Consider the following 21,417-nt stretch of genomic DNA (forward strand, 5'->3'; position numbering starts at 1 on the left):
CTCCTAGCCCATAGGGTTCGAAAACGTGAGAGCAATCCGCCGGTTCACCGTCCGCACTGTCCTGCCCGCGGAGTTGGCCGCCCTCGGCGAGCTCGTGCACAACTTGCGCTGGTCATGGCACCCGGAGACGACCGACCTCTTCGCCGAGGTCGACCCGCGTCTCTGGGAGCAGGTAGGGCACGACCCCGTCGCCCTCCTGGGCGCCGTCGACCACGCCAGGCTGGCCGAGCTGGCCGCCGACCGCCGATTCCTGCGCCGTCTCGCCGATGCCGCCGACGACCTGCGCGAATACATCACCGCGCCGCGTTGGTATCAGACGCTGCCCGACGCCGCGAGCGCCATCGCCTACTTCTCCCCCGAGTACGGCATCGCCGCCGCACTCCCTCAATACTCCGGCGGCCTGGGCATCCTGGCCGGCGACCACCTCAAGACCGCCAGCGATCTCGGGGTGCCGATCCTCGCGGTCGGCCTGCTGTATCGCCACGGCTACTTCACCCAGTCGCTTTCGCCAGAGGGCTGGCAGCTGGAGCACTACCCGTCACTCGACGCGGGCGGCCTGCCGCTGACCCTCCTGAAGGAGGAGGACGGCACCCCCGTCAAGATCCGCATCTCCCTGCCCGGTGAGCGGGTGCTGCACGCGCAGATCTGGGTGGCCCAGGTGGGCCGGGTGCCGCTGCTGCTCCTCGACTCCGACGTGGCCGACAACGACGCCGCGGCCCGCGACGTCACCGACCGCCTCTACGGCGGCGGCACCGACCACCGGCTGCTGCAGGAGCTGCTCCTGGGCGTCGGCGGCGTACGGGCGATCCGCGCGTACTGCCGCATCACCGGGCACGCCGAGCCCGAGGTGTTCCACACCAACGAGGGCCACGCCGGCTTCCTCGGCCTCGAACGCATCCGCGAGCTGACCGAGTCCCGCCTCTCCTTCGACGAGGCGCTGGAGGCCGTACGCGCGGGCACGGTCTTCACCACGCACACACCGGTGCCCGCGGGCATCGACAGGTTCCCCGTCGACATGATCGAGCGCCAGTTCGGCGGCGACAACGCCTGGCCGACCGTGCCCGTCGAACGCATCCTCGCGCTGGGCGCCGAGGACCAGCCCGGCCGGTTCAACATGGCGATCATGGGCATGCGGCTGGCCCAGCGCGTCAACGGCGTCTCCGTGCTGCACGGCGCGGTCAGCCGCGAGATGTTCAAGAGCCTGTGGCCCGGCTTCGACGTCGACGAGGTGCCGATCGGCTCGATCACCAACGGCGTCCACGCACCCACCTGGGTCGGCCGCGAGCTCATGGAGCTGGCCGGCCGCGAGCTGCCCTCGCTGATCGAGCGGGCGCGCGGCTGGGAGGGCGTCCAGAAGGTCCCCGACTCGGACCTCTGGGACATCCGGGGTACGCTCCGGCGCCGGCTCGTCGAGGGGGCCAGGGTCAGGCTGCGCAAGGCGTGGCGCGACCGCGGTGCCTCCGACGCCGAGCTCGGCTGGATCGACGACGTGCTCGACCCCGACGTGCTGACGATCGGGTTCGCCCGGCGCGTGCCGTCCTACAAGCGGCTCACGCTCATGCTGCGCGACGCCAAGCGCCTGTCGGACCTGCTGCTCGACGCCGACAAGCCGGTCCAGATCGTGATCGCGGGCAAGGCCCACCCCGCCGACGAGGGCGGCAAGAAGCTGATCCAGCAGATTGTCAAGTTCGCCGACCGGCCCGACGTGCGGCACCGCATCGTGTTCCTGCCCGACTACGACATGGCGCTCGGCCAGCTGCTCGTCCAGGGCTGTGACGTGTGGCTGAACAACCCGCTCCGGCCGCTGGAGGCGTCCGGCACCTCGGGCATGAAGTCGGCGCTGAACGGCGGGCTCAACCTGTCGATCCGCGACGGCTGGTGGGACGAGTGGTACGACGGCACCAACGGCTGGGCCATCCCCACAGCCGACGGGGTGACCGATCCCGACCGGCGCGACGAGCTGGAGGCCGCCGCCCTCTACGACCTGATCGAGAACGAGGTGGCCGACCGCTTCTACGACCGGGCCGGTGACGGGCTGCCGCGCCGCTGGCTGGAGATGGTCAAGCACACGCTCACCTCGCTCGGCCCCAAGGTGCTCGCGGGCCGGATGCTGCGCGACTACGTGGTCGGCCTCTACCTGCCCGCCGCGCGGGCCGCCCGCGCGCTGGAGGCCGACTCCTCCGCCGGGGCCAAGTCGTTCGCGGCCTGGCGCGTCCGCGTCACGCGGGCCTGGCCGGGCGTCCGGGTCGAGCACGTGGAGTCGTCGGGCGTCGGGGACGCGCCCGAGGTCGGCGCGGCGCTCGAAATACGCGCCACCGTCGCGCTCGGCGACCTGGAGCCGGGTGACATCCTGGTCGAGGCCGCTTACGGCCGGGTCGGGCCGCACGACGAGCTGATCCACCCGGCCTACGTCGAGCTGCGGACCGAGGGCGCCGACGACGACGGCCGGGCCCACTACGTGGGTGAGGTGCCGCTGGACCGTACCGGCGCGTTCGGCTACACGGTCCGGGCGGTCCCGCACCACCCGCTGGCCGCCTGCCGCGCCGAGCTCGGCCTCATCGCCGTTCCCGAGGAGCCCGCGGGGATGACGAACGGCATGCTCCGCTGAACGTAGTAACGAACGGGCGGGGTGGGTCGTGGTGATTGGGCTGGGTGGGCCGTGCAATAGGGAAAACGCTGGAGGAGCGTCATAATCGAGACCGTGGACGACAGCGCGAACGGCCTGCGGGCAGACACTCTGGTGGCGACGGTCCGCGGCGTGCTCCCGTCCCTGACTCCGGCCGCGCAGACCGTCGCCCGGCTCATCCTGGAAGATCCGGCGACGGTGGCCCGGAGCACGATCACCGAGCTGTCCGCCGCCTCGGGCACCAGCGAGGCGACGATCGTACGTACGGCCAGGCTCCTGGGCTTCGCCGGCTACCCGCAGCTGCGCCTCGCCCTGGCCGCGGCGGCCGCCCAGCCGGACCGGCTGGTGCCAGGTGACCTGGCGCCCGACGATCCGCTGTCGGAGGTCATCCAGAAGGTGGCCAGGGCCGAGTCGGAGGCGATCAACGACACGGTCGCCCAGCTCACCTCGGAGCGCCTTGGCCTGGTCGTCGACGCGATCGTCGGCGCCCGGCGGGTGGACGCCTACGGCGTGGGCGCCTCGGGTCTGGTCGCCGAGGACGTGGCGCAGAAGCTGCTGCGCATCGGCCTGTCCAGCCACGCCTTCCAGGACGCCCACCTGGCGCTGACCAGCGCCGTGCTGCTCAAGCCCGGCGACGTGGCGATCGGCATCAGCACGTCGGGCGAGACGCCCGACGTGCTCGAACCGCTGTCGAGGGCGGGGGAGGCCGGCGCGACGACCGTCGCCATCACCAACAACCCCCGCTCGTCGATCGCGGAGCTGGCCGAACACGTGCTGATCTCGGCCGGGCGCGAGACGGAGTTCCGTCCCGGCGCCCTGGCCAGCCGGATCAGCCAGCTCCTCGTCGTCGACTGCGTGTTCGTCGGCGTCGCCCAGCGCACCTTCGACTCCTCTCAGGAGGCGTTGCAGAGCACCAGGCGCGCCGTCAAGGAGTTCACCAGGCGAGCGACACCCGCACGTCGTCAGCCTTGACGAACATCACCCGGTGCCCGAACTGGATCTGCAGGTACTTCGTCTTGCCCTTGACCACCTTGTGGCCGGCCTCGTCGAAGGTGACCGCCCGGTAATACTCGGTGGCCGCGTTCCCGGCCAGGGTGTACTTCTCGCCGGCCGAGAACGTGTACTGCAGCGGGGTCACCGCCTGGTACGGGATGTCGGCCGGGTATGCCTCCTGCTCCGGGTAGGCCCTGCCGTACACCGGGACGGTCGCCAGACCCGGCCTGGGCGTGACCACCAGGCCCGCGGACGGGACGGCGGTCGGCGCGGAGCGCGGGTTGTAGAACCAGCTCTTCTGGCCGAGGTACCAGATCGCGGTCCAGTCGCCCTGCCGGTCGGCGACGGCGAACCGCTGGCCGGTGCTCGCCCTGGCGCTGTGGTCGTACACGCTGTACAGCGAGTCGTTGGTGCCCGTCGGGTGCTTGCCGATGTCCTTGATCAGCGGCGCGTCGTCACGCGGCTCGGTGCGCAGCCACACGGTCCCGGCGGGGAGCGGCGGGCAGGCGGCCTCCGGGTTCTTGCGGTCGCAGCCGTAGAAGTACGGCTTGTTGGTGGCGAAGTCGGGCCTGATCATGATGGAGCCCGCCTTGGGGCCGCCGAAACCATGCAGCGGCGCGCCGATCAGGTCGAAGTAGTGCTTCCAATCCCAGAACGGACCCGGGTCCTCGTGCATGCCCCGCACCGTGGTCGGCAGCGTGCCCGGCACGTTGTCGTGGCCCAGGATGTGCGCCCGGTCCAGCGGCACGTCGTACCTGGCCGCCAGGTAGCGCACGAGCTTGGCGGACGAGCGGTACATCGCCTCGGTGTACCAGGTGCTGCCCTCGGCCAGGAAGCCCTCGTGCTCGATGCCGATCGACTTGGCGTTGATGTACCAGTTGCCGGCCTGCCAGGCGACGTCCTTGCCCTTGACGTGCTGGGCGATGTGGCCGTCGGTGGAGCGCACCGAGTACTGCCAGCTCGCGCCGTAGTTGACGTCCTGGTTCAGCTTGATCGACGGGAGGAAGTAGCCCTCCATGTCATGGATGACGATGTACTGGATCTTCTGGCTGACGGGCCGGTTGGCCAGGTCGTAGTGGCCATAGTCGCCGTTCGGCTTCTGCGCGTAGGCCGACGGGATCCACTCGCAGGAGATCGACCTCGGGCACTCGACACCGTCACGGCGCGGCGGCCGCAGGCCGAGCTTCTCCAGCCACTTCTCGATCCGCTCCAGGCCGGGGATCGGCGTGAGCTTGACCTGCTGCCCGTCGTCGGTGACCCGCTCGGCGCCGTCCTCGATCGTGCTGTAGACCTCGTCGGCGAAGACCTTGGCCGCCTCGGACTCGTCGGCGCCGGAGTATTTGGCGACCGCCCCGTACCACTGGGCCGGGTCCGCGCTCAGCGGCGCGCCGATCGACTTCTGGTAGTCGGCCAGCAGCGCCGCGCCGCCCCTGATGTTCGTGGCGGCGTCGGACCGGAGCGCCTCGTGGCTCGCGCCGGTCAGCTGGGCGGCCTTCTCCATGGTCTTGAGCGAGGCCGGGACCTCGGTGGGCGCGACCGCCGTCGCGACCGGGGCTAACGGCCTGGCCTCGTCACCGCGCGCGTCCTCCTCACCCTCGCCGTGGTGGTTGGACCCGGTGAAGGCGGCGGCGTCGGTCAGGTGCATGGGGCCGAATCCGGCGTCGTTGCTGGGCTGCCCGGCGTGGGCGTCCCAGCGCGACTCCAGATAGGAGACACCGAGCAGGACGCTCTCCGGAACCTGGAACTCCTTGGCGGCCGCGGCGAACGCCGCCTGCCGATCCGGGGGTTGTTCGGCAGTGGTGCCGGCCGCGGCCGTCATGTTGACTAATGGCAGCAAGGCGACCACCGCGATCGCCAGTGCTCTGCGCATCTACTGCTCCTCGACTGGGGGAATATCGGAGTCAGCGTCTCAACATTTTCCTTCTTCGGCGAGAGCTTTGCGAAGACATTTTTCAGGACATCACGCCCTATGGTGGGGCGGGTGACGTCGATCGTGACCGGTGCCGCCGGGTTCATCGGCCGCGCGCTGACGTCGGCCCTGCTCGCGTCCGGCTCTCCGGTCATCGCCATCGACCGCCTGCCTGTCGAGGAACAACCCGGACTCACCGTGATCAAGGCCGACCTGCTGGACCTGGAGCCGGGGGCCTTCTCCGGCGCGGACGAGGTCTACCACCTGGCCGGCTGCGCGGGCGTACGCGACGCCGCTCCCGGGATCGCCTGGCGGCGCCATCGGGACAACGTGCTCGCGGGCGCGCGGGTGCTGGCCCTCACGCCACCCGGCGTCCCGCTCCTGATCACCTCCTCCAGTTCCGTGTACGGCGGAGCGTCCCACGGCCGGCCCAGCGCGGAGTCCGACCCGGTCCGCCCCGCCGGCGGCTACGCCACGAGCAAGGTCGCCCTCGAACGGCTCTGCCTCGACCGCCCTGACATCACGATCGTCCGGCCGTTCACCGTCGCGGGGGAGGGGCAGCGGCCCGACATGGCGCTGTCGATCTGGTTACGCGCCGCCCAGGAGGGCCGTCCTTTGCGCGTGCTCGGCTCGCTCGACCGTACGCGGGATGTCACCGACGTACGCCAGGCCGCCCGCGCGATGATCGAGCTCATCGGCGCGCCCGGCATCGTGAACCTCGGCACGGGCCGCGGCCACACCCTGCGGGCCATGGCGGAGGCGGTCGCCACGGTGACCGGAGCCGATCTCACCTTCGACGTCGTGCCCGCCCCGCTCGAGGAGCCCGGCGACTCACTGGCCGACACCCGCCGCCTCCACTCGCTGCTCGGCTGGACGCCGCGTACCGATCTACTGGACTTGGTCCGGCGCCAGCAGCTTGTAATGTCCTGAGCATGGGTGATTTCGTACGCGTTGAAGTGGCCGACCAGATCGCCACGATCCGGCTTGACCGTCCCAAGATGAACGCCCTCAACGGCCAGATGCAGCACGAGCTCGGCGAAGCCGCCCGAGCCGTCGACGCCGATCCCGAAGTGCGCGCCGTCGTCGTCTACGGCGGCGAGCGGGTCTTCGCGGCCGGCGTCGACATCAAGGAAATGGTCGTCATGTCCTACGCCGACATGGCCGCCCACTCCCGCGGGCTCCAGGGCTGCTTCACCGCGGTGGCCGCCATCGGCAAGCCCGTCATCGCCGCCGTCACCGGCTACGCGCTGGGCGGCGGCTGCGAGCTGGCCCTGTGCGCCGACTTCCGGGTGGCCGGCGAGTCGGCCAAGCTGGGCCAGCCGGAGATCCAGCTCGGCCTCATCCCCGGCGCGGGCGGCACCCAGCGCCTGCCCCGCCTGATCGGCCCCGCGCGGGCCAAGGAACTCATCTACTCAGGCCGCCACGTGCCGGCCGCCGAGGCGCTGTCGATCGGGCTGGTGGATCGGGTGGTGCCGGACGAGGAGGTGTACGCGGCGGCGCTGGCCTGGGCGGGGACCTTCACAGGCGGGCCCGCGGTGGCGCTGCGGGCCGCCAAGCAGGCGGTGGACCAAGGGGTGGAGGTCGATCTGGATACGGGGCTGGAGATCGAGCGGCTGCAGTTCTCGGGTCTGTTCGCGACGGACGATGCCAAGATCGGGATGCGGGCGTTCACGGACAAAGCCGAACCGAAGTTCACCGGCCGCTGACGGACAGCCACTCGCCATCGGCCACTCGCCGTCGGCCGGCGGCGAGTGGCCGCTTCGGGCTTAGGCGTGGCGGCCTGGGATGACGACGGTCGTGAGTGCCCGGGGCTGGAGGACCACGGTCCCACCGGTGACCGGACTCGCGTCGAGCGCGTTGGCGTTGTCGGTCACGTACGCGGTGGCCCGGCCGTACACACCGTGCCACGTCACGGCGGCGGTGCCGGTGTTGAGCACCTCGACCACCTGGGAGCCGTCGGGGTTGCGGAACGCTGAAACTTTCAGCGCCGGATCGGCCGCCGCCGCGTCCACCCGTACCGCCCCCGGCCGGATGAACCGGCTGTACGCCGCCAGCGCCCACAGCCGCTTGGAGACGTGATACGTACCCGCGGCCTCGTCGATCTGGAGCAACGCCCGCGTGGCGCCGCGCGAGGCGCCCAGCCAGTAGACGTAGCCGCTGACGTTGCCGAGCGTGAGCGCGTCATGGACGGCCTGTGCGATCGTGAAGCCGTCGTAGCCGCTGCCGTCGTCCCAGCTCTCGTCCCAGGTGGAGCCGTTGGGGTTCCACTCAGACATCCAGGTGTTTCCGCTGGTCGGCAGCGGTCCGTCCACTGGGCTGGCGTACGTGTGCCCGGTGTGCGTCTTCACCCAGCGGCGGGCCTCGGGGTCGGCCTCGATGGCGGCCGTGTACGCCTTGGCCTCGGTCCAGCCGAAGGAGTCACAGCAGGCCACCTTGAGACCCTTCACGCCCTTGGCGATCGGGCCGAGCACCTTGACGAACTCGGCGGCCTGCTGCGGGGTGAACCGCATGGAGGCGTACGTCGCCGTCCAGTCAGGCTCGTTGGTGAAGCCGAGGTCGGTGATTCTGATGCCCTCACGGGCGTAGAACTTCGCGTATTGCACCAGGTAGCGGGCATAGGCTTGCCGCCACTCCGGCTTGAGCGTGCCGCCGTTCTTGTCGTCGCCGTTGTCCTTCATGTAGGCGGGCGCGCTCCAGGCGTCGGCGTAGAACCGCTCGACCCCGTACCCCTTGGCCGCCTTCGCCACCCAGACCTGGCTGTTGTCCTTGTCGTCCCACACGTACTTGGGCGGCGCGTCCGGCCCGCCCGGGTCTTCCGGCTGGATGGAGACCATCTGGTCGTACGGGCTGCCCACGGGAGCGGAGCCGATGCCGAGCCGCAGAATGCTGAGCCCGGCGCCCTTGTCGCGGTTGAACCACAGGTCGAGGATCTCGCGCCGCTGCCCCTCACCGAGCGCCTTGACCAGCTCGTTGCGGCGGAACGCCTGGGAGATCCCGAACCCGTCGATGTGCTGATGCCGAACGCGCTCGCGCACGGTGATCGCCGGGGGATCCGCCAGGGCCGGGGCCTGGATGATGGGTAGACCGAGCAGAGTGATCGCGACAACGCCTCGTAACATGCCGCCTCCGAAACTTTCGGAACCTTCGTGATAGTTTCGCCCCCGGAACCGTAAACACCCACCGCCCCTTCGTCAACCTCTTCGGTGGTCGGCCGCCTGCTGCCCACCCGTCCACAAAGGGCTCGCCGATCGGCGCTTCGCGCTTAGAAGCTCGGCGTCCTTCCTTTGGCGCTTACGCGCACTGCACGGCCTTCCCTTCGCTCAGACGCCCCCTGAGCGCGGGCTCCGCCCGCACGCGCTTCGCCACTGGTTAGCTGGGCCTGCCAGAGACGCATGACAGACGAGACTCCCTGGAGAGTGGCGGCCCACTGACCGGCCGGACGCTGTCCGCTCCGGCGTTGGTAATCATCGCGTGGCAGGTGGCGGCCCGGGGCGGGATCGCCACCACCGTCCGGCAACGGCGCGCTCCGCCGAGGAGGTATCGCGTAGCAGGTTGAGGGCCCAGGTGTGCCATCAGCTGGTGCTGCTGAGGTCGATCGTGTTGAGGGGCCGGGTGTTCCGTCAGCCGGTGCTGCTGAGGTCGATCGCCGGAAACGTCACCGGTGTCGGTGGTTGGCCGGCCTGCACTATCCAGGCTTCGCCGGTCGCGCCGTGTCGGGTGAGGGTTTGGACCGCGTCGGCGACTTCGTCCGGGTCGGCGATGGCGAGGTGGCTACTGAGAACGTGGTCGCGGATACCGGCGAGCATCGGTGTGTCGACGAAACCCGGGCAGACGGCGTTGATGGTCACACCGGATTCGGTCAGGGCGGGCGCGAGTGACCGTACCAGCCCGATGATGGCGTGCTTACTGGCGGAGTAGACGGGGTCGAACGGGTTGGGCGCGATGCCGGCGAGGCTCGAAGTCACCACGATGGCGCCGCCGCCCGCCGAGACCAGCGCCGGCAGAGCCGCGCGGATGCCGAACATGGTGCCGTCGATGTTGACCGCGATGATGCGGCGATAGCAGTCGAGGTCGAAGTCGTCGCCGGCGCCACCGGCGCCGCCCGTCCCGGCGTTGAGATGCACGATGTCGAGCCTGCCGAAGGCGTTCACCGCGGCCTCGACGGCGATGTGGTTGTCCCGCTCGCGAGCGACATCCGCCGGCACGAACACGCCGCCGACCTCGGCGGCGACGGCCGGGCCCGCCACCTCGTCGAGGTCCGCGATCACCACGCGGGCCCCGGCCCGGGCGAAGCGCCTGGCCACCGCGGCGCCGATGCCGCTGGCTCCTCCGGTGATCAGCACCACGGTAGTCATGAGGACACCTCCCGTTCCTGCCCGGTCTCGATGTCGACGCGCGCGCCCGCGCGCCGCAGGTAGATCTGGCTGCTCACCTCGAGGGCGACGAACACCGCCACGTACTGCAGCCCGCTGACCAGCGGCACCCGGTCCACGGGGAGTGTGTACGCCAGCACCACCCGTACTCCGGCGTCCAGCACCAGCCCGACGCCCCAGATCGCGGTCGCCACCCGCATCATGTGCCGGAAGGCCGGTGAGTCACGCCACGCGATCTCGGCGCGTTCGTGGGTGGCTCCGGTGGTGAACGAGCAAATGGCCTGGTGGTAGAAGGGCGTACGCGGCAGTGTCGCGAGCATCCACAGTCCCGCGACGGCGGTCATCCAGCCGTCCTTGGCCAGCAGGAAGCGCGTGCTGCCGGTGAGGAACGACACCGCGACGCTGAGCACAAGGATGCTCAGGGTGAACACGGCGAGCCCGTCGACCCGCCTCCGCTTGGTCACGGTCCACACCGCTCGAACCCCCGGCGGTACCACCCCCAGGGCTAGCGCGAGCCACTGGCCGACACCGGCGGCGCGTAGGCCGTAGAAGATCGCGAGCGGGGCCGCCACGTTGAGGACGAGGTTGATGACGACCTCGCGTCGCGGGTCAGGCGGTTTGCCGCCTGTGGTGGCAGGTGCGGTCATCTCTGTGCCCCCACCTGCAAGGCAATCGAGTCGACCTCGCCGCCGCCGCTGCGCGGTCGCCAGGCCCGGAAGAGGGAGCCGGTGGTGACGAGGGCGAGGACGAGAACGGCGAGCCAGGCGATCCAGCTGCCCGGCGTGGCGAGGTCGCCCGTGTCCTGGGTGAGGGCGTGGTTGAGCACCTGAGCCTGCCAGAACAGCCAGGCGAGCGGTACGGTGCCCGCGAGTGTGAGCGCCGTGGCGGCCACGGCCGTGGCGGGACTCCACTGGCGCAGCCGGAAAGTCACGGCTCTGACGACGAGAGCCAGCACGGTGACGGCGATGAAGTAGGGAACCCAGAAGGCCCAGAGCCCGGGGTTGACGATCGGCACGGACGCGCCGTCCGCGGTGGTCACCGGCGAGAGCACCCGCTGCGCGAACAGCGCGGCGATCAGCACGACGGCCAGGACGACCTCGACGATCAGGTCGCTCCAGCGCGCCGGTCGCGGATTCTCGATCGTGACCAACCGGTCCGGCGTCCAGGGCTCGATGGGTTCGGTGGTCTCGGGGTGGGCGCCGCGCTGGCGATCGGCGATGGCGAACAGGGCGGTCACGCCGACCACGAGGTACATCGCCACGGTCAGCGTGATCCCGATAGGGCGGAAGATCGCCGTCCACGCGTTCTCGCCGTGGGCCCGCAGGACGAGGGCCAGGACGACGTACAGGGCCGGCAGCACCGACCAGCACGCCACGCGCAGTGCGTGGACATAGCCGGGGTAGGTGTCGGGGCCGATGAGGGCCATGGCCCGGTGAACGTAGCGGGCGGCCAGGTGTGCGGGGTCGCCCAGCTCGCGTAACGCCGCGTACTCGGCATCGGCCGGCGCCTCGCCGTGGGCGGTGCGGGCCTCGATGTCGTCGGCGATCGCGGCACGCAGCTCGCGCTCGATCTCGCGGCGGTGCCTCTCGGGTAAGTGTCGTACGGTGTGGGCGACATAGCGGTCGGTCAGCGAAGTGGTCACAGTTCCTGCCCTTCGATCTCCAGGCGGGTGAGGGCCTTGTCGATCCCCTGCCACTCACGCAGCAGTGCCCGAGCGAGGCGGATGCCGTCCTGGCTGGTGCGGTAGAACTTGCGCGGACGGGCCTCACTGGTGTCCCACTCGCTGGTCAGCAGACCTTGGCTCTCCAACCGGCGCAGCAACGGGTAGAGGGTGTTGGCCGCGACCGGCACCCCCGCGCGATCAAGCGCTTCCAGCAGGCCGTAGCCGTACCCCGGCGTCCGCAAGGCCAGGAGACTGGCCAGCACCACGGAGCCACGGCGCAGCTCTTGCCGGTGCGCATCGAGCAATTCGGACTCGTTCACATCGGACACGATAGTGTGCGTCACACAGTATCGTCTAGGCCACAACGATGTGCTGCACCTGCCTCCGGCTATGGCGCCAGGCGCATCACAGCCGCTTGGACCAGCCCCACCGCTGACATCGCCGACAGGCGTTCACAAAGGGCTCGCCGATCGGCGCTTCGCGCTTTGAAGACTCGGCGTTCTTCCTTGGCGCTTGCGCGCACTGCACGGCCCTCGCTTCGCTCAGACGCCCCCCTGAGCGCGGGCTCCGCCCGCGCGCGCTTCGCCACTGGTTTGCTTCCAGACAAATTGTCATTCGTTGGCCATAGGGGATTAGCAGGTATTTCTGCGGCGGCTATCGCACATGGCCAAAAAGCAGAGAGCTCCAGAAAGCGTCCGCAACCTCGTCTATCCAGCGATCTGTCTCATGAACCACCCTTTTCCCCTGACGCTCATTGTGCGACGGATGTAGCGCACCCCGCCGAGCGCGACCAGCTCGTACGCGACCGGCTGACAGTCGCAGGTCCACCGCAACACCCGCGCTTCAGGCTCGCCCTCATGCGGCGGCATCCACAACAGCGGTTTGTATTCCGGCCGAGTGGGAATGTGCGGCGATTCGCAGTGCGGCGGAAAATCCCATCGAACCATCCAGCTCACGCCCCGATCTCTCGCGTCAGAGCATTGCCGGTCGCCTCGCACATCACCGTGGCGAACTCCGCCCAGACCGTGAGGTGGCCAGAGCCCAGCCGTCGCATACCCCATGTGGTCGAAATCTGCTCCACCAGCCTCAGGCCCCGCCCGCGAGAGTCCAGGTCATCGGACACGCGCGGACACGGAATGGTGCGGGCCCCGTCATCGGTCACCTCGATCCGAGCCACGTCGGTACCGAAGCCGACGACATCCACCGCGACGAGGCCGCCACCACGACCCGAGGCCGTGTGCTGAATGGCGTTCGCGACCAACTCGCTGACGATCAACCGCGCGTTGTCCGCGTCCCGATGACCCGCACCCAGCAGGATCGCCGCGACGCTGCGACGAGCCACCGGCACCACCCAGGCATCGCCGGGGAACACCATCTCGCCCCGAAACCGCTCCGTCACTGCGCCTCCTCCCAGACCCGTGCAACCGCGTCCTCGTCGTACGCAGCCACCCACCGACCCTGACCGTGACCCCAGGTGAAGACCCAGTCCTCACCCCTCAACGCAGCCCGCACCCGCAAAGCGCCCCGCGCCCGAGGGATGGAAATGAACGGCTCGTGCCTTCGAGGCCACTGCATCGCCAGCGCCACCCCGAGCTGAGCCAGATCCCACGTCAATCGCATTAAGTGAATGAATTGTTCCTCATCGTGATCGAAGGTACGCATGCCAGCACCTCGCTTCGGGGTGAGCGCGACTGTGTCCTTGAACTCCGTACCGGTTGCCCACGAGCTTCGCCGCGAATTGCCCCAAGTGGGCAATTCATCGCATTTCGTAATCATGAAATGGAATGATTTGCCCGCTCAGCTGCTACTCCACGGGCGACTCCCTGGCTGTTGGCGCTACCATAGTGCCGATGGGCATCGACGATTGGCAAGATGCCATCTTGATTTGTCACTTGCATGTAGCCACGGGGTGCGGAACTCTGATTGCGCAAGGAGCAAACACTTAACGTCGAGGTGAATATGGCCGCCGGGAGTAGCCCCACAGTGAGGCGCCGACGCCTTGCCAGCGAGCTGCGCCGCTTGCGCAAAGAATCGGGACTAACGTCGGAAGCGGTAGCCATCCAGCTCGAATACGACCAATCATGGGTAAGCCGCATCGAGTCGGGACGGCGTGGTATTCGCATCCCGGACCTGAAGGCGCTCCTCGACGTGTACGGGATCACGGATCAGGCTCGCGAAGAGCTTCTGCAACTGGCACGTCAAGCTCGGCAACGAGGATGGTGGCATACGTACGTAGACGTCATCCCGGATTGGTTTCAGATCTTCGTCGGCCTGGAGGCCGAAGCCTCCGAACTGCGCCGGTACGACACCGAACTCGTGCCTGGACTGCTCCAGACTGCCGACTACTACCGTGCTTACCTCCGGGTGGCCCCGATGCCCTGGAAGCCGGAGGAAGTTGACCGGATGATCGAGTTTCGCAGGGTCAGGCAAGAGCGAATCACCACCGGATCGCTACGGCTTTGGGCCATCATGAACGAGGCCGTCATCCGACGGCACGTCGCCAGTCGCCAAACCATGAAGGCCCAGCTAAACCATCTGATCGAGATGTCAGAGACGCCGAACGTCACCCTTCAAGTGCTTCCCTTTGCGGCAGGGCCACACCCAGCCATGGACGGCGGCTTTGTGATCATCGGCTTCCCAGAGGCAAATGACCCTGACGTGATCTATCAGGAGAGTCAATCAGGTAGCCTCTATATGGAGGAGTCGGCCTTGATAGACCGGTATAACGTGGTATTCAACCATCTAATGGCCAAGGCGGACGACCCAGATAGAACCCGCGATCTACTCATCTCGGCGGCGAAGGAAGCGTGAGAATGAGCAAGCAGAAGGGCACAGAGGCGGGGATGGAGGCAGAATTCTCCCGTGCGGCGTGGCGCAAGAGCAGCTACAGCAACGCCGGTGGCGACTGTGTCGAAGTCGCCCCTCTGAGCGGGGGCCGCATTGGCGTCCGCGACACCAAGGACCGCAACGGCCCCGTACTCGTGTTCACATCTGACGAGTGGCACGCCTTCCTCAAGGGCACCAAGGGCGGCCAGTTCGACCTGATCTAGCAGGACGCTCCACAACCAACAGCAAAAGCGCCCGAGTCGTTTTTGCGGCGACCGGGCGCTCTGCGCGGGCTCCTTGCGCGCCCTACAGACAGACGGACCGCAGCGACCTGCATGGGGTTTGACGTGATCCATTTAGGGGTCATGGCTTGACGGTCGGCTTGCCAGCCCCGTCCGGTCCCAGGATGCCGATGACCTTGCCCATGGGGATCTCCAGGTCCACCCGTCCAGCGCGGTCGTCTCGCCGTACCTCCTGATCAGCCCTTCGGCTCGGATCACGTGCATCGTCCCGCCCGGCTGCTCCGCGGAATGAGATATTTGGGAGATTTCGCACGGAAGTAGAGCGCGCGACGATATAGGAACGTATTGGAGCGACTTCAAGCCATGGCGGTCAGTCCGGAAGCGACACGCGATCTGGTCGCTTGTGTGCTTGCGAGCACCAAGTGAGAGGAGTGCGGGATGGCGAAGAAGGAAGTCGATCTCTCCCGTGCCCAATGGCGCACCAGTAGTTTCAGCGGCTCGAACGGTCAGTGTGTGCAGGTCGCTTTCGTTCCCGACCATGTGGCCGTTCGCGACAGCAAGGACCCGCAGGGGCCGGCGCTGATCTTCACCCTCGACGAGTGGGCCGCCTTCCTGGCAGGAGCCAGGGACGGCGAGTTCTGAGCAAGGGCATCCGTCCTTGCCGCAGGCAGCCATGAACGCCCGGTCGCCCTCTACGGCGATCGGGCGTTCACGTACTGACAGGGAGCCGCAAAGGCTTCGATCATGCCTCCGGCGAGGGCTCCGCTGCGGAATGACCAGGCCAGGCCAGTTAGTGTCTACGCCATGCCTGACGCGATCACGGTCCACCCCGCGGAGCCGGGTGACGGGGACGTCCTCGGCGAGATCCACGCCCTGTCTTGGGGCGTCTCGCATGGCCCGTTTTGCACGCCGAAGGTCGCTGCGGCCGGGGTCGAGGAGCGGCGCACCAAGTGGCACGGCATTCTGGCCGAGGCCGAGGTCGAGGCCAAGGGCCTGGGCATGGACACGATCCTGCTGGCGCGCTTGAACGAGCGGCCGGGGGCCTTCGCCCGGTTCGGGGCCTCCACTTCCCGCCCCGGCCACGCGGAGATCCATACCTTCTTCGCCCACCCGGACGTCTGGGGCAGCGGCATTGCGAAGGTCCTGTTGATGGCCGTCTTGGACCGAGTGCGAGACGCCGGGTACGACGACGTGCATCTGTGGACGCTCCGGGACTCCGCCCAAGCGCGCCGCTTCTACGCCAAGAATGGCTTCGCCGAGACCGGCAGGACTCACGACCACGACTTCGGTGAAGGTCCCCCGCTGGCCCTGGTCGAGTTGGAGCGAGCCGTGCCTGGCCGCTGAAACGCTCGATCGGCGACTTCGTCGTGGCTGACCTCCATGGCCGGGTCCGCATCGTCAAGCGTCAGCTCAAGAAGATCCAGTACCGGCCTCATCTGATCACCACAGGCCGGCCTGACTCTCGAACCACCATGATCATCCCACTTGCCGGCCCCTATTTGGCCCCGGGATGCCGATGACCTTGCCCACGGGGACCTCCAGGTCCACCCCGTTCAGCGCGGTCGTCTCCCCATACCTCTTGATCAGCCCTTCGGCTCGGATCACGTCCGTCGCCGTCTCCTCATCGTTCGACGAGCTAGACGATGCCGGGAGCCGCTGATACGGCGCTAACAGCGGCCCCGGGACAGGCATGCGTTGCCGTGTCAGCGGCCGCGTCAGCACGGCAACGGCCCGGTATCAGAGCGGTCGGCGATCGTAAACGCCATGAACGGTTCAGCGATCGCGGCCTCAAGGCCGGGTGCGATCTCCGTCCGTTCCTTGAACTTCGTAACGGATCTGAAGGAGCACAACACGATGTCGATCACCCTTAACGACCAGGACAAGCTCACCCTGCGCACCGCCGGCTGGGGCGCCGTCTCCCTGATGTCCGCCGCCGGTGCCGCCGGCTCGGCCCACAAAGCCGCCACCGAGGCCTCCATCGCCCTGACCTCCGCGACCGGCCTGGTCGGGCACGTGCTCACCAAGGCGCCCAAGGGCGTGAAGTACGGCAAGACGGTGGCCTCGCTCGCCGACCAGGTGCTGCCGGCGCTGACCGCATCCATGAGCCTGCTCAAGGCGCAGGCTCCGGAAGAGGCCGACAACTTCCGCCGTACCGTCGTCGTCGCCATTGAGGCAGCCGGCCGGCCCCAGAAGGGCGCGCCCAGCCCCACCATGACCGAGATGGCCCGCAAGATCACTGAGGCCCTCGACGCCGCTTGACGGATGCCGACCTGCGACAGCCACAGCTCGTCACGGGGTCCTCTTCGGACCCCGTGACATGGCGGCGTGATGTCCCAGGCAGGGGCGTTCCAGAAGGCAGTGCAGCGGCTCATCGATGAGCTCTTCGCCTAAGCGCGACACCAGAGACGAGGAACTATGAAACCCGCATTCCCACCAGCGATCAGGGCGACCAAGGTCTTCCGGCGAGTGGCTCTCACGGCGCTGGCGGCCGCGCTGTTAGCTGGGGTGGCCACACCCGGGGTGGCCGCGGCCGACAGTGTGGCCGTGCCGAAGGCCGCCGCCGGGCCGGATCGCCCGGAGCTGCAGCAGGTCATCCAGGAGGTCGTCGATTCCGGTTACGCCGGGCTGCAGCTACGCGTACACGATCAGCAGGGCGACTGGGTCGGCAGCGCCGGGGTGCGCAAGCTGGGCGAGGTCGCCAAGCCGCCGACCAACGGGCGGTTCTGGATCGGCAGCTCCACCAAGAGCTTCACCGCGACCCTGGTGCTGCAGCTGGTGGCCGAGGGCAAGATCGGGCTGGACAGCCCGGTGGCCGGCTACCTGCCCAAGCTCGGGCTGGACCGGCGGATCACCGTGCGGATGATGTTGCAGCACACCAGCGGGTTGTTCAACTACACCGGCGAGTACTACAACGACGGGACGTTCGTGCCGGGGATCCCCGCCACGGGCAAAGAGTGGGTGGACAACCGGTTCCACGGTTACCAGCCCGAGGAGCTGGTACGGCTGGCGTTGTCCAAACCGGCGAAGTTCGCGCCGGGGACGAACTGGAGCTACGCCAACACCAACTACACGCTGGCCCTGCTGCTGATCGAGAAGGTCACCGGCCGCTCGTACGCCGAGGAGATGCGGCGGCGGATCCTGGGGCCGCTCGGCCTGCGGGGCACCGTGGTGCCGGGCAACCGGACCGAGCTCCCCGGACCGTACGCCCACGGCTACTACCGTTACCAGGACGCCGACCAGTGGAAGGTGGTCGACGTCACCCGTCAGAACCTCTCCCTGCTGGCCGGCGCCGGTGACATGATCTCGACCACCCAGGATCTCCAGACGTACTTCTCCGCCCTGCAGAGTGGCAAGCTCCTGCCGGCCTCGCTGCTGGCCGAGATGCGCAAGCCGGACCCGAGGAGCACCGGCCTCTTCGGCCAGTACGGACTCGGTCAGTATGTGCTGGACACCGGCCCGGACTGCGCCGGCATCATCCTCAACCACGACGGCAGCCCTCCGGGGGGCTACGGGTCGCTGATGTACAGCACGCCTGACGGCAGCAGGACCCTGACCGCCTCGCTGACCATGGGGGACGCCGCAGTCGACCAGTCAGTGGTGTTCCCGAAGGCCCTGGACAAACTCATCAAGGCGGTGTTCTGCGGCGGGCAGGCGGGGGCGGCAGACCAGGCCAACCTGGTTCAGTAGAGCGAACCGTACGGCTTGAGGGTGGACTCCCTCCGGTCGTGCATCAGGTGGAGCAAACCGGCCACGCCGAGCTCGTTGAGCTCGGTGTGGCCGTCGCCTTGGTTCCACAGCTCGGGCCTATGTGGTGGCTGGTGTCACGTTGGTTGACGGCGTCCTAGGGCGGCCGCGCTCCCCAGGCTCACTCTCCAGACGGCGTGTCGCGCCGCTATGAGATGAACGGTGCCCAGGTGCGCACTAGACTTGGATAATTCGTTATCTTGTACCATTCGTGTTTATGTAGGTAGGTTTGGTCGCATGACCGCATCCAGCACTCCGACCATCGCCGAGGAGTTGCGCGGCGCCGGCCTGCGGGTGACAGCGGCCCGCGTCGCGCTGCTCCAGGCCGTCCGGGACGGTGACCACCTCGGCGTCGAGGCGATCGCCTCCGGGGTGCGCGATCGCGTGGGCCACATCTCGCTGCAAGCCGTTTATGAGGCGCTCCACGCGCTCACCGCAGCGGGACTCGTACGCCGGATCGAACCGGCCGGCAGCCCGGCACGGTACGAGGGGCGCGTGGGGGACAACCACCACCACATCGTGTGCCGGTCGTGCGGTGCCGTCGCCGACGTCGACTGCGCGGTCGGCGAGGCGCCCTGCCTGACCGCCTCCGACGAGCACGGCTTCGCGGTCGACGAGGCCGAGGTCATCTATTGGGGCCTGTGCCCCGGCTGTTCAACCGCCCGTACTTCCTGAGCTGTTCAACCGCCCGTACTTCCTGAGCACGTGATCCACATAGTCCGGAAGGATTTCCATGACCGAGAACCATGACGCGATCGTCACCGACCCGAAGACGGAGGGAGCAGGTGGCTGCCCGGTCGCGCACGAGCGCGCCCCGCACCCGACTCAAGGCGGCGGGAACCGCCAGTGGTGGCCGGAGCGGCTCAACCTGAGGATCCTCGCCAAGAACCCCGCCGTGGCCAACCCGCTCGGTGAGGAGTTCGACTACGCCGAGGCGTTCAAGACCCTCGACCTCGCGGCCGTCAAGCGGGACATCGCCGAGGTCCTGACGACCTCGCAGGACTGGTGGCCGGCCGACTTCGGCAACTACGGCCCGTTCATGATCCGGATGGCGTGGCACAGTGCGGGCACGTACCGGATCAGCGACGGCCGCGGCGGCGCCGGGGCCGGGCAGCAGCGCTTCGCCCCCCTCAACAGCTGGCCGGACAACGGCAACCTCGACAAGGCGCGCCGCCTGCTGTGGCCGGTCAAGAAGAAGTACGGCCAGAAGCTCTCCTGGGCCGACCTCATGATCCTCACCGGCAACGTGGCCCTGGAGTCGATGGGCTTCAAGACCTTCGGCTTCGGCGGCGGTCGCGCGGACGTCTGGGAGCCCGACGAGGACGTCTACTGGGGCCCCGAGACCACCTGGCTCGGCGACGAGCGCTACACCGGCGACCGGGAGCTCGAGAGCCCCCTCGGCGCGGTACAGATGGGCCTCATCTACGTCAACCCGGAGGGTCCGAACGGCAATCCGGACCCGCTCGCCGCGGCTCGCGACATCCGTGAGACCTTCCGCCGGATGGCGATGAACGACGAGGAGACGGTCGCCCTGATCGCGGGCGGTCACACCTTCGGCAAGACCCATGGCGCGGGCCCCGCGGACAACGTCGGCCCCGACCCCGAGGCCGCCTCGATCGAGGAGCAAGGCCTCGGCTGGCGGAACTCCTTCGGCACCGGCAAGGGCGCCGACGCGATCACCAGCGGCCTTGAGGGCATCTGGACCAACACCCCCGTGACGTGGGACAACAGCTTCTTCGAGATCCTGTTCGGCTACGAGTGGGAGCTGTTCAAGAGTCCCGCCGGCGCCAACCAGTGGCGGCCGAAGGACGGAGCCGGGGCGGACACCGTCCCCGACGCCCACGACCCGTCGAAGCGCGTCGCACCGACGATGCTGACGACCGACCTCGCGCTCCGCGTCGACCCGATCTACGAGCAGATCTCGCGCCGCTTCCTCGAGAACCCCGCCGAGTTCGCGGACGCCTTCGCCCGCGCCTGGTACAAGCTGACCCACCGCGACATGGGCCCGATCGTGCGTTACCTCGGCTCGGAGGTCCCGGCCGAGACGCTGCTGTGGCAGGACCCGCTCCCCGCCGTGACGCACGAGCTCGTCGACGCCGCGGACATCGCCGCACTCAAGGGCCAGGTCCTGGCCTCGGGCCTGTCGGTGTCCCAGCTGGTGTCCACCGCGTGGGCGTCGGCGTCCTCCTTCCGTGGCAGCGACAAGCGCGGCGGCGCCAACGGCGCGCGCATCCGCCTCCAGCCCCAGAGCGGGTGGGAGGTCAACGACCCCGACCAGCTGGCGATCGTGCTGCGTACCCTGGAGGGCATCCAGAGCACCTTCAACGCCGCCCAGACCGGCGGCAAGCAGATCTCGCTCGCCGACCTGATCGTGCTCGCCGGTGCCGCGGCCGTCGAGCAGGCCGCCAAGACCGCCGGCTTCGACGTGGAGGTCCCCTTCACGCCGGGTCGCGTGGACGCCGCGCAGGAGCAGACCGACGTGGAGTCGTTCGCCGCGCTCGAGCCGGTTGCCGACGGGTTCCGCAACTACCTCGGGAAGGGCAACCGGCTGCCGGCCGAGTACCTGCTGCTCGACCGGGCGAACCTGCTGACCCTGAGCGCCCCCGAGATGACGGTCCTCGTCGGTGGTCTGCGCGTCCTGGGCGCGAACCACCAGCAGTCGTCGCTCGGCGTCCTCACCGCGACCCCCGGGTCGCTGACGAACGACTTCTTCGTCAACCTGCTCGAGCTGGGTACGACGTGGAAGGCGACGTCCGAGGACGCGACCACGTTCGAGGCCCGCGACGCCGTCACGGGCGAGGTCAAGTGGACCGGTAGCCGGGTCGACCTCGTCTTCGGGTCCAACTCCGAGCTGCGCGCGCTCGCGGAGGTCTACGCGAGCGACGACGCGAAGAAGAAGTTCGTCGAGGACTTCGTCGCCGCGTGGGACAAGGTCATGAACCTGGACCGGTTCGACCTCGTCTGATCCTTAAGGTCTGATCCTTAAGGTCTGATCCTTAAGGTCTGATCCGTCTGACCGTTGACGTCCAGGTCGGCCCACA

General features: G+C 68.6%; 19 protein-coding genes and 1 pseudogene. 12 read left to right on the forward strand and 8 right to left on the reverse strand.

Annotation, left to right across the window (positions count from 1 at the left end):
• Nucleotides 1-25: 25 nt before the first annotated feature.
• On the forward strand, nt 26-2,608 hold the full coding sequence (glgP, locus tag AB0C30_RS28385) for an alpha-glucan family phosphorylase (protein ID WP_357950030.1): 2,583 nt from the start codon (nt 26-28) through the stop codon (nt 2,606-2,608).
• A gap of 93 nt (nt 2,609-2,701) precedes the next feature.
• Nucleotides 2,702-3,598 carry a MurR/RpiR family transcriptional regulator gene (locus AB0C30_RS28390; protein ID WP_225292140.1) on the forward strand — a complete coding sequence of 299 codons (897 nt, stop codon included), beginning with the start codon at nt 2,702-2,704 and terminating at the stop codon, nt 3,596-3,598.
• On the opposite strand, the gene AB0C30_RS28395 is transcribed toward AB0C30_RS28390, so the two are convergent.
• The gene (locus AB0C30_RS28395) at nt 3,561-5,489 is read right to left on the reverse strand and encodes an N-acetylmuramoyl-L-alanine amidase (protein ID WP_357950032.1); all 1,929 of its coding nucleotides are present in this window, start codon (nt 5,487-5,489) and stop codon (nt 3,561-3,563) included. The two genes, AB0C30_RS28390 and AB0C30_RS28395, sit on opposite strands and share 38 nt — an antisense overlap.
• Before the next feature lie 111 nt (nt 5,490-5,600).
• Between AB0C30_RS28395 and AB0C30_RS28400 the strand changes: the two genes are divergently transcribed.
• Both AB0C30_RS28400 and AB0C30_RS28405 read left to right on the forward strand, forming a co-directional pair.
• Nucleotides 5,601-6,458: an NAD(P)-dependent oxidoreductase gene (locus AB0C30_RS28400; protein WP_357950035.1), complete on the forward strand. Its 858-nt coding sequence runs from the start codon at nt 5,601-5,603 to the stop codon at nt 6,456-6,458.
• 2 nt (nt 6,459-6,460) lie between these two features.
• Nucleotides 6,461-7,234, forward strand: a complete 774-nt coding sequence (locus tag AB0C30_RS28405) for an enoyl-CoA hydratase-related protein (protein ID WP_357950037.1) — start codon at nt 6,461-6,463, stop codon at nt 7,232-7,234.
• Between the two features lie 60 nt (nt 7,235-7,294).
• Here the strand turns inward: AB0C30_RS28405 and AB0C30_RS28410 are convergent, their stop codons facing one another.
• The 6 genes from AB0C30_RS28410 to AB0C30_RS28435 all read right to left on the reverse strand — a co-directional run bounded on the left by AB0C30_RS28410 (nt 7,295) and on the right by AB0C30_RS28435 (nt 12,963).
• Nucleotides 7,295-8,647, reverse strand: a complete 1,353-nt coding sequence (locus AB0C30_RS28410; RefSeq protein WP_357950039.1) for a glycoside hydrolase — start codon at nt 8,645-8,647, stop codon at nt 7,295-7,297.
• Nucleotides 8,648-9,148: 501 nt separating this feature from the next.
• Nucleotides 9,149-9,883 carry an SDR family NAD(P)-dependent oxidoreductase gene (locus AB0C30_RS28415; RefSeq protein WP_357950041.1) on the reverse strand — a complete coding sequence of 245 codons (735 nt, stop codon included), beginning with the start codon at nt 9,881-9,883 and terminating at the stop codon, nt 9,149-9,151.
• Nucleotides 9,880-10,548, reverse strand: a complete 669-nt coding sequence (locus AB0C30_RS28420) for a VC0807 family protein (protein WP_357950044.1) — start codon at nt 10,546-10,548, stop codon at nt 9,880-9,882. Before AB0C30_RS28420 ends, AB0C30_RS28415 begins: the two co-directional genes overlap by 4 nt.
• On the reverse strand, nt 10,545-11,543 hold the full coding sequence (locus AB0C30_RS28425) for a permease prefix domain 1-containing protein (protein ID WP_357950047.1): 999 nt from the start codon (nt 11,541-11,543) through the stop codon (nt 10,545-10,547). Before AB0C30_RS28425 ends, AB0C30_RS28420 begins: the two co-directional genes overlap by 4 nt.
• Nucleotides 11,540-11,884, reverse strand: coding sequence for a PadR family transcriptional regulator (locus AB0C30_RS28430; protein ID WP_357950051.1), 345 nt, complete (start codon nt 11,882-11,884; stop codon nt 11,540-11,542). Before AB0C30_RS28430 ends, AB0C30_RS28425 begins: the two co-directional genes overlap by 4 nt.
• A 632-nt stretch (nt 11,885-12,516) precedes the next feature.
• Entirely contained in the window at nt 12,517-12,963 is a 447-nt protein-coding gene (locus AB0C30_RS28435) for an ATP-binding protein (protein ID WP_357950053.1), read from the reverse strand.
• A 524-nt stretch (nt 12,964-13,487) separates the two neighbouring features.
• On the opposite strand from AB0C30_RS28435, the gene AB0C30_RS28440 reads away from it, so the two are divergent.
• The 4 genes from AB0C30_RS28440 to AB0C30_RS28455 all read left to right on the forward strand — a co-directional run bounded on the left by AB0C30_RS28440 (nt 13,488) and on the right by AB0C30_RS28455 (nt 15,976).
• Nucleotides 13,488-14,375: a helix-turn-helix transcriptional regulator gene (locus tag AB0C30_RS28440; protein ID WP_357950056.1), complete on the forward strand. Its 888-nt coding sequence runs from the start codon at nt 13,488-13,490 to the stop codon at nt 14,373-14,375.
• Between the two features lie 2 nt (nt 14,376-14,377).
• The gene (locus AB0C30_RS28445; RefSeq protein ID WP_357950059.1) at nt 14,378-14,614 is read left to right on the forward strand and encodes a DUF397 domain-containing protein; all 237 of its coding nucleotides are present in this window, start codon (nt 14,378-14,380) and stop codon (nt 14,612-14,614) included.
• A 456-nt stretch (nt 14,615-15,070) separates the two neighbouring features.
• The gene (locus AB0C30_RS28450) at nt 15,071-15,274 is read left to right on the forward strand and encodes a DUF397 domain-containing protein (protein ID WP_357950061.1); all 204 of its coding nucleotides are present in this window, start codon (nt 15,071-15,073) and stop codon (nt 15,272-15,274) included.
• Nucleotides 15,275-15,436: 162 nt separating this feature from the next.
• Nucleotides 15,437-15,976: a GNAT family N-acetyltransferase gene (locus AB0C30_RS28455; RefSeq protein ID WP_357950064.1), complete on the forward strand. Its 540-nt coding sequence runs from the start codon at nt 15,437-15,439 to the stop codon at nt 15,974-15,976.
• A 153-nt stretch (nt 15,977-16,129) separates the two neighbouring features.
• Here the strand turns inward: AB0C30_RS28455 and AB0C30_RS28460 are convergent.
• Nucleotides 16,130-16,237 (reverse strand): annotated as a pseudogene (locus AB0C30_RS28460) (daunorubicin/doxorubicin resistance ABC transporter ATP-binding protein DrrA); the annotation flags it as partial.
• 249 nt (nt 16,238-16,486) lie between these two features.
• Between AB0C30_RS28460 and AB0C30_RS28465 the strand changes: the two are divergent.
• The 4 genes from AB0C30_RS28465 to katG all read left to right on the forward strand — a co-directional run bounded on the left by AB0C30_RS28465 (nt 16,487) and on the right by katG (nt 21,341).
• Nucleotides 16,487-16,891 carry a hypothetical protein gene (locus tag AB0C30_RS28465; RefSeq protein WP_357950066.1) on the forward strand — a complete coding sequence of 135 codons (405 nt, stop codon included), beginning with the start codon at nt 16,487-16,489 and terminating at the stop codon, nt 16,889-16,891.
• 156 nt (nt 16,892-17,047) lie between these two features.
• The gene (locus tag AB0C30_RS28470; RefSeq protein ID WP_357950068.1) at nt 17,048-18,319 is read left to right on the forward strand and encodes a serine hydrolase domain-containing protein; all 1,272 of its coding nucleotides are present in this window, start codon (nt 17,048-17,050) and stop codon (nt 18,317-18,319) included.
• Nucleotides 18,320-18,613: 294 nt separating this feature from the next.
• Nucleotides 18,614-19,051, forward strand: a complete 438-nt coding sequence (locus tag AB0C30_RS28475; protein ID WP_357950071.1) for a Fur family transcriptional regulator — start codon at nt 18,614-18,616, stop codon at nt 19,049-19,051.
• A gap of 58 nt (nt 19,052-19,109) precedes the next feature.
• Complete coding sequence (gene katG, locus AB0C30_RS28480; protein WP_357950074.1) at nt 19,110-21,341, forward strand: catalase/peroxidase HPI; 2,232 nt, start codon at nt 19,110-19,112, stop codon at nt 21,339-21,341.
• Nucleotides 21,342-21,417 lie beyond the last annotated feature (76 nt).

Source organism: Nonomuraea sp. NPDC048901 (assembly GCF_040649695.1).
Taxonomy (GTDB): Bacteria; Actinomycetota; Actinomycetes; order Streptosporangiales; family Streptosporangiaceae; genus Nonomuraea.